The organism is Cupriavidus sp. FW305-3-2-15-C-LB2, from assembly GCF_058787575.1.
Genome location: NZ_JBYSZW010000013.1, coordinates 92,778 through 104,736, shown reverse-complemented (window position 1 = coordinate 104,736; position 11,959 = coordinate 92,778). Strand labels below are relative to the sequence as shown.

The 11,959-nt window shown below is 65.8% G+C and carries 13 protein-coding genes; 9 read left to right on the top strand and 4 right to left on the bottom strand.

Annotation, left to right across the window (positions count from 1 at the left end):
• The first annotated feature begins 27 nt into the window (after positions 1–27).
• Positions 28–546, top strand: a complete 519-nt coding sequence (uraD, locus tag AC3WRR_RS12430; RefSeq protein WP_010809719.1) for a 2-oxo-4-hydroxy-4-carboxy-5-ureidoimidazoline decarboxylase — start codon at positions 28–30, stop codon at positions 544–546.
• A gap of 9 nt (positions 547–555) precedes the next feature.
• On the opposite strand, the gene AC3WRR_RS12425 is transcribed toward uraD, so the two are convergent.
• Positions 556–1,221 carry a hypothetical protein gene (locus tag AC3WRR_RS12425; RefSeq protein WP_010809720.1) on the bottom strand — a complete coding sequence of 222 codons (666 nt, stop codon included), beginning with the start codon at positions 1,219–1,221 and terminating at the stop codon, positions 556–558.
• Complete coding sequence (locus tag AC3WRR_RS12420) at positions 1,218–2,624, bottom strand: selenium-binding protein SBP56-related protein (RefSeq protein ID WP_010809721.1); 1,407 nt, start codon at positions 2,622–2,624, stop codon at positions 1,218–1,220. The genes AC3WRR_RS12425 and AC3WRR_RS12420 overlap by 4 nt, the downstream gene beginning before the upstream one ends.
• Positions 2,625–2,930: 306 nt before the next feature.
• Between AC3WRR_RS12420 and AC3WRR_RS12415 the strand changes: the two genes are divergently transcribed.
• Complete coding sequence (locus AC3WRR_RS12415) at positions 2,931–3,350, top strand: PaaI family thioesterase (protein ID WP_011616948.1); 420 nt, start codon at positions 2,931–2,933, stop codon at positions 3,348–3,350.
• A 10-nt stretch (positions 3,351–3,360) separates the two neighbouring features.
• On the opposite strand, the gene AC3WRR_RS12410 is transcribed toward AC3WRR_RS12415, so the two are convergent.
• Complete coding sequence (locus AC3WRR_RS12410; protein WP_439669904.1) at positions 3,361–4,359, bottom strand: AraC family transcriptional regulator; 999 nt, start codon at positions 4,357–4,359, stop codon at positions 3,361–3,363.
• 161 nt (positions 4,360–4,520) lie between these two features.
• Between AC3WRR_RS12410 and AC3WRR_RS12405 the strand changes: the two genes are divergently transcribed.
• From AC3WRR_RS12405 to AC3WRR_RS12380, 6 genes are all read left to right on the top strand, one after another.
• On the top strand, positions 4,521–5,501 hold the full coding sequence (locus tag AC3WRR_RS12405; protein ID WP_010809724.1) for a quinone oxidoreductase family protein: 981 nt from the start codon (positions 4,521–4,523) through the stop codon (positions 5,499–5,501).
• 12 nt (positions 5,502–5,513) lie between these two features.
• A complete protein-coding gene (locus AC3WRR_RS12400; protein WP_010809725.1) occupies positions 5,514–6,356 on the top strand; it encodes a TauD/TfdA dioxygenase family protein in 843 nt (280 codons plus the stop codon).
• A gap of 50 nt (positions 6,357–6,406) precedes the next feature.
• A complete protein-coding gene (locus AC3WRR_RS12395; RefSeq protein ID WP_010809726.1) occupies positions 6,407–7,465 on the top strand; it encodes a beta-keto acid cleavage family enzyme in 1,059 nt (352 codons plus the stop codon).
• Positions 7,466–7,579: 114 nt separating this feature from the next.
• On the top strand, positions 7,580–8,590 hold the full coding sequence (locus AC3WRR_RS12390) for a Bug family tripartite tricarboxylate transporter substrate binding protein (RefSeq protein WP_010809727.1): 1,011 nt from the start codon (positions 7,580–7,582) through the stop codon (positions 8,588–8,590).
• A gap of 122 nt (positions 8,591–8,712) precedes the next feature.
• Positions 8,713–9,096 carry a hypothetical protein gene (locus AC3WRR_RS12385; RefSeq protein ID WP_492297136.1) on the top strand — a complete coding sequence of 128 codons (384 nt, stop codon included), beginning with the start codon at positions 8,713–8,715 and terminating at the stop codon, positions 9,094–9,096.
• Between the two features lie 57 nt (positions 9,097–9,153).
• Complete coding sequence (locus AC3WRR_RS12380; protein WP_010809729.1) at positions 9,154–9,495, top strand: zinc ribbon domain-containing protein YjdM; 342 nt, start codon at positions 9,154–9,156, stop codon at positions 9,493–9,495.
• A 26-nt stretch (positions 9,496–9,521) separates the two neighbouring features.
• On the opposite strand, the gene AC3WRR_RS12375 is transcribed toward AC3WRR_RS12380, so the two are convergent.
• Positions 9,522–10,484 carry a LysR family transcriptional regulator gene (locus tag AC3WRR_RS12375; protein WP_010809730.1) on the bottom strand — a complete coding sequence of 321 codons (963 nt, stop codon included), beginning with the start codon at positions 10,482–10,484 and terminating at the stop codon, positions 9,522–9,524.
• A 137-nt stretch (positions 10,485–10,621) separates the two neighbouring features.
• Here AC3WRR_RS12375 and AC3WRR_RS12370 point away from each other — a divergent pair, with 137 nt between their 5' ends.
• Positions 10,622–11,941, top strand: a complete 1,320-nt coding sequence (locus tag AC3WRR_RS12370; RefSeq protein WP_492297134.1) for an MFS transporter — start codon at positions 10,622–10,624, stop codon at positions 11,939–11,941.
• Positions 11,942–11,959: the final 18 nt, after the last annotated feature.

Below are 11,959 nucleotides of genomic sequence, written 5' to 3'. Positions count from 1 at the left end.
CGCGGGATCCCTACGGGAGAAGCATCCATGTCTCAACCACTCGACCTGGCGTCGGTCAACGCCCTGGACGAAGCGGCCTTTGCCGATGCCTTCGGCAGCGTGTTCGAACACTTTCCGCAGGCTGCCGAGGGCGCCTGGGCGCAGCGGCCGTTCGCATCGGCAACGGCGCTGCATGGCGCCATGATGGACGTGGTGCGCAAGCTTGACGAACCGCGCCAGCGCGATTTCCTGAACCTGCACCCGCAGCTGTCGGCACGCAATATCCGCGCGGGCACGATGACCGCCGATTCCAACGCCGAGCAGAAGAGCGCCGGCCTGGACGCGATGTCGGCGCAGCAAGAGGCCGCGCTGGACCAGCTTAACGCGGACTACCAGGCGCGCCATGGCTTCCCGTTCATCATCTGCGTGCGCCACTACACCCGCGAAGGCATCTTCGCCGCGTTCGAACGCCGGCTTGGCCGCAGCACGCAGCAGGAGCTTGACGAAGCGCTGGCACAGATCGCCGCGATCACGCGAGGGCGGCTGGCGGCGCGGCTGGCCGGTTGAGTCCAGCGCCTATCCAAAGGCCTCAAGCGCCAGCGCCAGCATCCCCACCAGGATGAGGCTGGCGGCCCAGACCGCCTCCAGGTTGAACCAGCTCCGCGATACGAACTTCAGTCCCAGGTAGCGGTAGACCAGCCACGCCATGGCGCCGCCCACGGCGAACATGGCCAGGGTGTGGATGACGGAAACCAGCAGCGCCATGCCCAGGTTGGCGCTGGCGAGCGTGGCGGCGGCCTGGTGCCCCAGGTCCGTCTCGGCACGGCAGAGGCCAAGATAGATCGGCACCAGCATCAGGCCGGCGCCATGCGCGATCGCCACCGCGAACGACCATAGCGCCAGCCGCGATGGCGCGATGCGCACCAGTGCGCGCGGGTGGCCTCGCCTGAGCAGCAGCACGATGCCGCAGCCGATCAGCAGCACGCTGGCGCCGATGCGGATCTGCGCTTGCCAGGCGACCAGGGCCGCCAGCATGCCGAAAGGCAGCGTCACCGCCAATACCGCAAGCGCATGCCCGAAAGCCAGGTACCCGAGCGCGGCAAGGAGGGCGCGGCTGCTATGCGCCAGCAAGCCGTTCGATACCGCCAGCGGCCAGCCCATGGCCGGGTTGATGCCGTGATAGAGGCCGCTGGCCAGCACTGCCGACCAGAGACCGATCTGTTCCCAGGCGTGACCGGTCAAGCCTTGACCGAGGGATAGCAAAACGAGTCGGTCGAGCAGTCGCCGCCTTCCAGCCGGATCTGGTGCGCGCGGTAGCCTTCCGGAAACTCGACCCAGTAGTCATCGGCCAGCGTCAGCCCGCCGTCCGGGCCGGCATGCGCCATGACTTGCGTGCCGGGGATGCCGTCTGGGTAGAACTGGTTGTCCCAGGTGGAGTAGAGCGAGTTGGTCCAGTAGACGCGCTTGCCGTCGCGGCTGATCTCGACCATCTGCGGGCCGCCGGCGAATGGCTTGCCGTTGGGATGCGGCGTGCGCCGGACGATGCCGCCGATATGGACCGACCCAGAAAGCCTGGGCTTGCGCGGATCGGTCACGTCGTACTGCCGCATTTCGCCGGTGCCCCAGCAGGACACGTAGAGGAACTTGTCGTCGAGGGACAGATCGATATCGGTCACCAGCGGCGGCACGGCACCGAAGCCCTGCAGCAGCGGCGGCAGCAGGCTTGCATCGGCGGCTTCGGGGGGGATGGTTGCGGTCTTCTCGGCGTGGAACTTGCCGCCTTCGCGCCACCAGGTCCAGATCGAGCCCTCCAGGTTGGTGGTATCGACCACCACGCCAACAAAGCCGTATTCCCGGATCGGATCATGCGCAGGCCTGACTTCCAGCGCCATCTGGTGGTTGGCGCCCAGGTCGATGGTCTGCACGTTGCGGCGCGCCCGCAGGTCCCAGAAATGCAGCTTGTGCCCGTAGCGGTTGCCCAGCAGGTCCTCGGGCACCAGACCGTTCTCGAACTGCGGCGGCAGGGCCCATTCGCTCGACACCATGTAGTCGCGCGGCAGGTTCCACCAGAAGTCGTAGTGCTTCTCCTGTTCGCCGCGGTCGATTTCCCAGCGGCCGAGCACGTCGAAGGTCTCGCAGTCCATGATGAAGATGCCGGGCGCGCCGTCCGTGCCATCCGGGCCACCGCCCCCGAGCGTGCTGACGTAGATGCCCTCCGGCCCGCAGTGCACGGTATGGGGCCTGGAGTAGCCGGTCTTGCGGAAGATCTCGTCCGGCTCAACGATCTTGTGGATCCGTGCCTGGGTCGGGTGCGGCTTGGTGTCGATGATATACAGGCGCGAAGAGCGCATGCCCGGAATGATCAGGTAGCGCCGTTCGAGAAACGCGTGGCCGGTCAGCGGCGACAACGACGACGAGCACGCATTCCAGCCGAAATGGTGCAACTCGTCGCCCTTGTTGGTCATCGGCACGGTATGCACCACCTGGCTGTAGGTGGGCGAGCCGGGTTTGGCGTCGATCACCGCGAGCGCGTCTGGCTGCGAGGCGTCGGGGCTTAGCAGCACCGTATAAGCAAATGATTCCGCTGGTGCGCTGATCGCGAGTTCCGGCGAGGCGTGAAATGTCGGATCTGGCCGCATGTTCATGGGGAGCCCTCCTGGTTTTGCAGGACGTCGCAACGTCGCCGGTACATCACTTGCCCTTGGCGCGTGGCCAAGGTGCAGGGTAAGCCTACTTAGCCTAGGTCGTTCTCAATACCGAGTCAAAGGCGGCGCAGGCGCGGCAAGTGAATAACCCCCAGGGGGGCTTATTCATGCTGGCAAAAGATTCGCTTCGTGAAATAGAGATTTACGAAATGCCATAAATCAAGCAGAAACGGGGTTCCGGGCCAGCGCGCGCAACGCGCGCCACCCGGTATCAGCGAAACGATCAGCGAAATGGAAACCCAAGCAATGGATGCGGTGAAACCTCAAGGTGAGGGCGATGATGAGTTCTGCCTGGACAATCCGGCACTGGAGAGCATCGGTGTCAGGATCACCCGGTGGCGCGACGACTATGTGGAACTTGAGCTCCCGCTCGCGCCCAATATGCTCAACCGCAGCCGGGTGGTGCATGGCGGCACCATCTGCACCTTGCTCGACGCCGCCACTGGCTATTCGGGCCTTTACTCGGCGCCGGGCGAGGCCGCGCGCCATGCGGTCACGCTGTCGCTGACCTCGAACTTCCTGAGCAACGGCACGGGCAAGCTGCTGACCGCAAAGGGCATGGTCGACCGGCGCGGGCGCTCGATCTTCTTCTCGCGCGCAGAGGTGTGGCTGGATGGGGAGCTGCTGGTGGCAACCGGCGTCGCCACGATGAAGTACCTGAAGTAGGCAGCCCGTCTCAGGCGCCGTCCTGGCGCCAGCGTGTCGGCGACTTGCCGAACTGTGCCGCGAACCAGCGCGAGAATGCGCTGGGTTCCGAGAACCCCAGCAGCGTGGCGACCCGGGCCAGCGGCCGCTGCGGATCCTGCAGGTAGCGTTGCGCAAGCTCGCGGCGCACCTCATTGACCAGTGCGGAGAAGGTGTCTCCATCCTGCTCCAGCTGGCGCTGCAGCGTGCGCGGACTGATGCCAAGGCTTTGCGCGACCTGTTCCACCGCGCCGCGCCCGCGCGGCAACAGCTGTTGCAGGGTGCGCCGGACCTCGGCAGCGATCGAAGGCTTGCCGGCCCCCGGCTGCAGGTCGAGGAAGCCCCTGGCATACCCGGCCAGGCTGGCATCGGCCAGCGGGTTGATGCGATCCAGGTCGCCGCTGGCGAGCACCAGCCCGTCGAACTCCGAACCGAACTCAATGTGTTGCCCGAACAGGCGCCTGTGGATTTGCAGGTCGGCCGGCGCCGCATGGGCGAAGTGCACGCTGTGCGGCTTCCAGGACGCGCCCAGGATGGCGCGGATCAGGCTGTACAGGGCGGCAACGGTCAGCTCCACGGCCTGCCTGCCGGGCTGGTGCCGGCCGGTCTGCAACGTCACATGCAGCACCGTGATCTCGGGGTACTCCGTGACCAGGATGGAGATGGAGTCGCTGAGCCAGTGGCGGTAGCGCTCGATCTCCGCCAGCGCGTGGCGCAGCGTGGGCTGGTGCTGCAGCAGCAGGCTGACCGGGCCGAAGTCTGACAGGCGCCACGATTCCCCCACCATCAGGCCAAGCGAATGGCAGGCGGTGACCCGGGCCGAGGCCTCCAGCACTTCGGCCAGGCGCGCTTCCGGGATGCGCAGGTCCGGGGTGTACAGGCAGGCCTGGTCCAGGCCGGCCTGGGCCACCATGCGCACCGGATCCAGGCCCGCGCCCCGGGCAATCTCCAGGTATTTGGTCAGGGAAGCGCTGCGAACAAGGACGGTCATAAGGCTGCCGCGAGAGTGGGTGGGGGCGTCGGTCGTGTCCGTCATCAAATGTCAAATCCTGGCGCGATCGGTCAAGGGTGCCGCGCCATGGCTGTCTGACAATCGTTACCGTCGCGCCAATGATAGCGGCGCGGGCAGGACACGACAATCAGGAGACAGCCTTGGCAAAAGCCATTCGCATGTACGAGACCGGAGGGCCCGAAGTCCTCCGCTATGAGGACGCCGAGGTAGGCGACCCGGGCCCGGGCGAGGTACGGATCCGCCACGCCGCCGTCGGGCTGAACTATGCCGACACCTACTTCCGCAACGGCACCTACCCGGTGCCGCTGCCCGGCGGCATGGGCGTGGAGGCAGCCGGCGTGGTGCAGGCGGTGGGGCCGGGCGTGACCCATGTCGCGGAGGGCGATCGCGTCACATACACCGGCTTTATCAACACCCTGGGTGCGTACAGCACCGAGCGCCTGGTGCCCGCCGCACCGCTGATCCGCCTGCCGGAAGCGATCAGCTTCGAGACCGCGGCGGCGATGACCATGCGCGGCCTGACCTCCGCCTACCTGATGCGCCGCATCTACCCGTTCCAGGGTGGCGAAGCCATCCTGCTGCACGCGGCTGCCGGCGGCGTGGGACTGATCGTCTCGCAATGGGCCAGGCTGCTCGGCCTGACCGTGATCGGCACCGTCTCGACCGAGGCCAAGGCAGAGGTGGCGCGCGCCCATGGCTGCGACCACATCATCAACTACAGCCATGAGGACGTGGCAAAGCGGGTGCGGGAGCTGACCGATGGCGCGGGCGTGTCCGTGGTCTTCGACAGCGTGGGCAAGAGCACCTTCATGGCCTCGCTGGACTCGCTGAAGCGGCGCGGGTTGATGGTCTGCGTCGGCACGGCCTCCGGCACCATCCCGCCGTTTGATCCGCAGCTGCTGGCGAGGAAGGGTTCGGTCTACCTGACCCGTCCGGCGCTGGCCGACTACATTGCGGACCCCGCCGAAAAGGCCGAACTGGCTGCCGAGGTGTTCGGCCACGTTGCCGCTGGCCGTATCCGCATCGAAATCAACCAGCGCTATGCGCTGCAGGATGCCGTGCAGGCCCACCGCGACCTGGAATCACGCAAGACCACCGGGTCTTCGATCTTTGTGCTGTAAAGGAGCGTCCCCATGCGAGCCCAACCGCTTACCTGCAATATCGGCGCCGAAGTCAGCGGCGTCAGCCTGGCCGATGCCGCGCGCGACGACGCGCTGTTTGCCGAGATCAAGTCCCTGCTGCTCACGCACAAGGTGCTGTTCCTGCGCGACCAGGAAATCTCCCGCGCGGACCACGTGGCGTTCGCGCGCCGCTTCGGCGAACTGGAAGACCATCCCGTCGCCGGCAGCGATCCCGATCATCCAGGGCTGGTCCAGATCTATCGCAGCGACAAGCGCGAGAACTACGAGAACAGCTACCACACCGATGGCAGCTGGCGCGAAACCCCGCCCATGGGCTGCGTGCTGCGCTGCATCGAATGCCCGCCGGTCGGCGGCGACACCATCTGGGTCAACATGGCGGCGGCCTACGAGCACCTGCCCGAGGAAATCAAGCAGCGCATCGCCGGCCTGCGCGCCAAGCACAGCATCGAGCATTCGTTCGGCGCGGCGATGAGCCCGGAAAAGCGCGCCAGCCTTGCCGCGCAGTACCCCATGGTCGAGCACCCGGTGGTGCGCACGCATCCGGAAACCGGCGAGAAGGCGCTCTACGTCTGCGGCTTCTCCACGCATTTCGCCAACTTCCATACGCCCGAGAACGTGCGCTACGGACAGGACAAGACCCCGGGCGCCAGCCATCTGCTGAACTACCTGATCAGCCAGGCGGCGATTCCCGAATACCAGGTGCGTTTCCGCTGGCAGCCCAACAGTGTGGCCATCTGGGACAACCGCTGCACCCAGCACTACGCGGTGCAGGACTACTGGCCGGCGCCGCGCAAGATGGAGCGCGCCGCCATCATCGGCGACAAGCCGTTCTGAGGCGCACCAGCCGCCGCCAGGCCACGTGCCTTTATCAATGGAGACATGCCGTGCACTACCTCGATGGATCCCTGTTCCCTGAAAACCAGCAGCCGCTGATCATCACCGCGGCACCGTATGCACCGGGCTGGCTGCCCTCCGATTTCCCGGAAGACATCCCCGTGACGATGGAAGACCAGATCCAGAAGGCCGTGGATTGCTACAACGCCGGCGCGACTGTGCTGCACCTGCATGTGCGCGAACTCGACGGCAAGGGCTCGAAGCGTCTGTCCAAGTTCAACGAGCTGATCGCCGGGGTGCGCAAGGCGGTGCCGGAGATGGTCATCCAGGTGGGCGGTTCGATCAGCTTCGCGCCGGAAAACGAGGGGGATGCCGCCAAGTGGCTTTCCGACGACACGCGCCACATGCTTGCCGAACTCGACCCCGTTCCGGACCAGGTGACCGTCACGGTGAACACGTCGCAGATGAACGTGACGGAGCACGCGGAGCTCGCGGATTTCAAGGGCACCTCGCGCGAGAACCCCGCGATCTTCAACGCGTACAAGGAGATGACGGTTCCCGCCCAGCCTGGCTGGGTCGAAGAGCACATCCGCCGCCTGTCCGCTGCCGGCATCCAGAGCGCATTCCAGTGCTACAACATCAATAGCTTCGAATCCGTTGAGCGGCTGATCCGGCGCGGCGTGTACAAGGGCCCGCTGGTCATGAACTGGGTGGCGATCAGCGGCGGCATGGATGCGCCGAGCGTCTTCAACCTCGCCAACATCGTCCGCGCCGTGCCGGATGGCGCGGTGCTGACCGTCGAAAGCTCCGTGCGCAACGTGCTGCCTGTGAACATGATGGGGATTGCCCTGGGCCTGCATGTGCGGTGCGGAACCGAGGACTGCCTCTGGAACCAGTCGCGCACGGCCAAGATGAGCACGGTGAAGCAGATCGAGCAGCTGGTGCGCATCGCGGGCGAATTCGGCCGCAAGGTGGCAACGGCCCAGGAAGCGCGCGACATCCAGAAGATCGGCGTGTTCTACGACACGGTCGAAGAGACGCTGGAGGCCAACGGCTTCGCGCCGAACCGCAATGGCGGCAATCAGGGCTTCCTGCGCAAGGCCGCCTGACCCGGGTCGGTCGGCACTGGCGATGCGCCAGCAGAAGGGCAGGGGTGGCAGATCACCGGCTCACGATGAAGCCGGCTGCTGCCCTGAACAACCCTCGAACATTCGGAGACAACCATGAATCAAGCACAACCGTCGGCGCGCCGCAGGGCGTCGCTGTCATGCATGCTCGGCCTGGCGCTGTCGGTGGCGCTGCCGGCTGCGCTCCCATCGACCGCCCAGGCTCAGGCGTGGCCGACCAAGGTGGTCAGGATCGTGGTCGGCGGCCCCGCCGGCGGCACCGCCGATATCCTCGGGCGCCTGCTGGCCGAGGGGCTGACGCAGTCGCTGGGCAAGCCGGTGATCGTCGAGCAGAAGCCGGGCGGCGCCGGCGCGATCGCGGTCAACACACTGCTTTCCGCACCGCATGACGGACATACGCTGCTGCTGATCCAGGGCGGCATCGTTTCCGAAACGCCGCTGGCGCTGAAGGTCTCGTTCGATCCTTTCAAGGACCTGAAACCTGTTGCCCAGGTGGCCCGTACGGGGCTGGTGCTGGTGGGCAACCCCAAGCTGCCGGCGAAGAACTTCAGCGAACTGCTTGCCTACATCAAGAGCAAGCCCGGGCAGATCGACTATGCCTCTTATGCCGCCGGCATGCGCGGCCAGACCATCGGCGTCCAGTTCAACCGCCTGGCCGGCGTGGATATGAAGCATGTCGGCTACAAGGGATCGCCGCCCGCGCTGCAAGACGTGATGGGCGGCCATGTGCCGCTGATGTTCGACGGCCTGGCCACGTCGCTGCCGCTGATCAAGTCCGGCAAGCTCAAAGCCTATGCCGTGGCGTATCCCAAGCGCATCCCCGCGCTGCCGGATGTGCCGACCTTCGCCGAAGTCGGCTTCCCGGCGATGACGGAGCCCGGCTGGATGGGGGTGTGGCTGCCGCCGGACGTGCCGGCGGCGGTGCAGGAAAAGATCCGCAACGCCACGCTGGCCATCGTGCAGCAGCCCGGCTACCGCGAGCGCGTGGAGGCCATGGGCATGGACGCCGGGCAGCCGCTCAGCAGCGAGGCCCTGTCCAGGGATGCGCGCGCCGCCCATGAGCGGCAGGCGGAGTTGCTGCGGTCGATACATTTCGTGCCGGAGTAGGGGGCGGCCCGCCTTGCGCGGGCCTCGGCGAATCGTTCAGCAAAGTTGTATGCTTTCTGCATGGCGCGCCGGGCGCCTTCAGCGCGTCCCGGCCACGGCGCAAAAAGTATGGCGGTGACGATATGAGGCCTGCTCACGCATTGATTGTGACTTGCGTCATGCTGGCCGCCTGCGTATCGACGGGCGTCGAGGTGAAACAGGAGCAGATGGCGAACTTCCTGCTCGGTTTCTCCACCCTCGACGACGTTACCGCCCAGCTGGGGAAGCCCTCGTCGCAGACCACCCTGGTCAACGGGTCGACCATCCTGATCTATTCGTTTGCGGCCTCCAGGCCGCACCCTGAGAGCTTTATCCCGTTCATTGGCCCGCTGTTCGCCGGCGGCGCGATCCGGTCGTCGACGGTTTTCTTCGAGTTCGACGAGAACGGCGTCCTCAGGAGCCAGCGCCTGACGACGTCCGGCAGCGTTTCGGGATGGAGCGTGCTGCCGCCCGATGCGTTGCCATAGGCGGGGGCGGTATACTTCCGGTCCTTTATGGCCCTGGCCAGACACCTGAGAGTCCCCATGAGCGCTTTGCCTCCCTGCCCAAAATGTCATTCCGAATTCACCTATGAAGACGGAGGCCTCTACATCTGCCCGGAATGCGCGCATGAATGGTCGGCGCAGGCAGCGGCGCCGGCCGAACCGGAGGCCAGGGTTTATCGCGATGCGGCAGGCAATGTCCTGCAGGACGGGGACACCGTCACCGTCATCAAGGACCTGAAGCTGAAGGGGTCGGCCGGCGTGGTCAAGATGGGTACCAAGGTGAAGAACATCCGCCTGGTCGACGGTGACCACGATATCGACTGCAAGATCGACGGCTTTGGCGCCATGAGCCTGAAATCGGAGTTCGTCAGGAAGGTTTGAACGGACGTTGCACCTTCGCCGCTCAGTCACCTGCGCGGCGGCTTCCGGGACGGGGTCGTCCCCCGGCTGCGCGAACGGGCTGCCGCGAACATCTGCATGTCGCGCAGGATACAGTCCAGCAGCGTATTCGCGGCCACGCCCATCGGGCGGCCTGCCTTCACCAGCAGGCGTGCCTTGGCGGCCTCGAACAGCGGATGGGCGATAGGCAGCGTCACCAGCTCGCCGGACTGCAATTCACGATAGGCCGCGAACCCGCCGATGAGCGTGATGCCATCATGCCGCTTCACGAAATGGCGCAGCACGGCCAGGGAGTTCGTGGTCAGCGTCGGGCGGATCTGGACATTCTCCGTGTAGGCCAGCATCTGCACGACCTGCCCGAGTCCGAATGCCGGCGGCATCATCGCCAGCGGGTAGTCGCCCAGTTCGTGCACGTCGACCTTGCCGCCCCGGCGTGCCAGCGGATGCCCGGCATGCACCAGCAGCACCACCGGTTGCGATGACGTGGCAACCCAGGCGATATCGGCATGCGCAGGCGGATTGTAGGCCAGCCCGATATGCGCGCGGCTTTCCGCTACCTCTTGCAGGACGTTGTTGACCGGGAGGATGTCGACGGTCACGTCGAGCCTGGGATAGCGCGCACAGAAATCCGTCAGCACTTCGTCCATCAGTCCGTCGACATAGCCCTCGCTGGTGGCGATGCGCACCTGGCCGTGCTGCAGGCCGCGCAAGGCCTGCAGGCGGTCTTCGAAGAGTTCCTGCTGTGCGCGGCAGCCGCGCCAGTACTCGAGCAGATGCACCGCGGCTTCGGTCGGCTGCACCCCGCGTGCATGGCGGTCGAACAGCGGCGCGCCGACCTCATCTTCCAGCAGCCGGATCTGGCGCGTGATCACCGATGGCGAGGTGTTGATGCTGTCGGCCGCGCCGCGGATCGAGCCATGTGTCAGTACCTCGTGGAAATAGCGCAGCCTGCGCTGGTTCAGTTCCCGCATGTCGGATCCCGCTGTTGCCAATAGGGCAACGATAGCTGACTTAAGTTGCTCTTGCTCTGTTTTTTCATATGCCAGACGATCGACCCTGAACGACATCGCATCCACAAGAGATAGAGCCGACCACGGGAGAGACCGACATGTCCGCAACCCTGCCCCCACGTACCACGCCGGAGTACGGCAGCGCCGCGCAGCAGGCGCTGTACCGCAAGCTGAACTGGCGCCTGTTGCCGTTCCTGCTGCTCTGCTACACCTTTGCCTACCTGGATCGCGTCAATATCGGCTTTGCCAAGCTGCAGATGCAAAGCGATCTCGGCTTTTCCGATGCGGTGTACGGGCTGGGCGCCGGCATCTTCTTTTTCGGCTACGTCCTGTTCGAAATCCCGAGCAACCTGCTGCTGCCCCGGATTGGTGCCCGCAAGACCATCAGCCGCATCCTGGTGCTGTGGGGTCTCACTTCCGCGGGCATGATGTTCGTGCGTGACGAGACCACGTTCTATGTGCTGCGCTTCCTGCTCGGCGTGTTCGAGGCCGGCTTTGCACCGGGCATGATCTTCTACCTGACCTACTGGTACGGGCAGCGTCGCATGGCGCGCGTGATGGCCGTGGTGATGCTGGCCGGGCCCATCGGCGGGATCTTTGGCTCGCCGCTGTCGACGTGGCTGATGACAGGCCTGTCCGGCGCCTACGGCCTGGCGGGCTGGCAATGGATGTTCCTGGTCGAAGGGCTGCCTTGCGTGCTGCTCGGTGCCCTGGCGCTGCGCGTGCTGGCCGACCGGCCCGCCGAGGCGAAGTGGCTCAGCGACGAAGAGAAGCGCATGCTGGCGGCTGAACTGCAGGTGCCGGCAGGCGGCCACCAGTCATTCGGCCAGGTCGCACGCGACCGGCGCGTCTACCTGCTGGCATTTGCCTATTTCACGATGATCTGCGGCATCTACGCCGTGAGCTTCTGGCTGCCGTCGATCCTCAAGGCCGACGGCGTCACGGACACCATGCAGATCGGGCTGTATTCGATGATTCCGTACATGGCGGCGGCGATTGCCATGGTCGTGATCGGCCGCAGCTCGGATCGCCGCGGCGAGCGCCGCTGGCACAGCGCGGTCCCCGCATTTGTCGGCGCCGTGGCGCTGGCCCTGGCCACGGTGTCGAGTGGAAACTTGCCGCTGTCATTGCTCTGCATGACCGTCGCCACGGCGATGATGTGGGCCGCCTATACCGTGTTCTGGGCGATTCCGTCGCAACACCTGAAGGGCGATGCCGCCGCGGGTGGTATCGCGCTGATCAATACCATCGGCCTGATTGGCGGCTTCCTGAGCCCGACCATCATTGGCGCGGTGCGCACCGCCACCGGCAGCATGCAGGCCGGCCTGCTGGTGATGGTGGCGCTGCTGATGGCCGGAGCGGCCGTACTGGTAGCCAACCGGATGCCCTCGCCCCAGGGCGCGGTCTCGCCCGCCTGAGGCTGGCCATTCAATTCA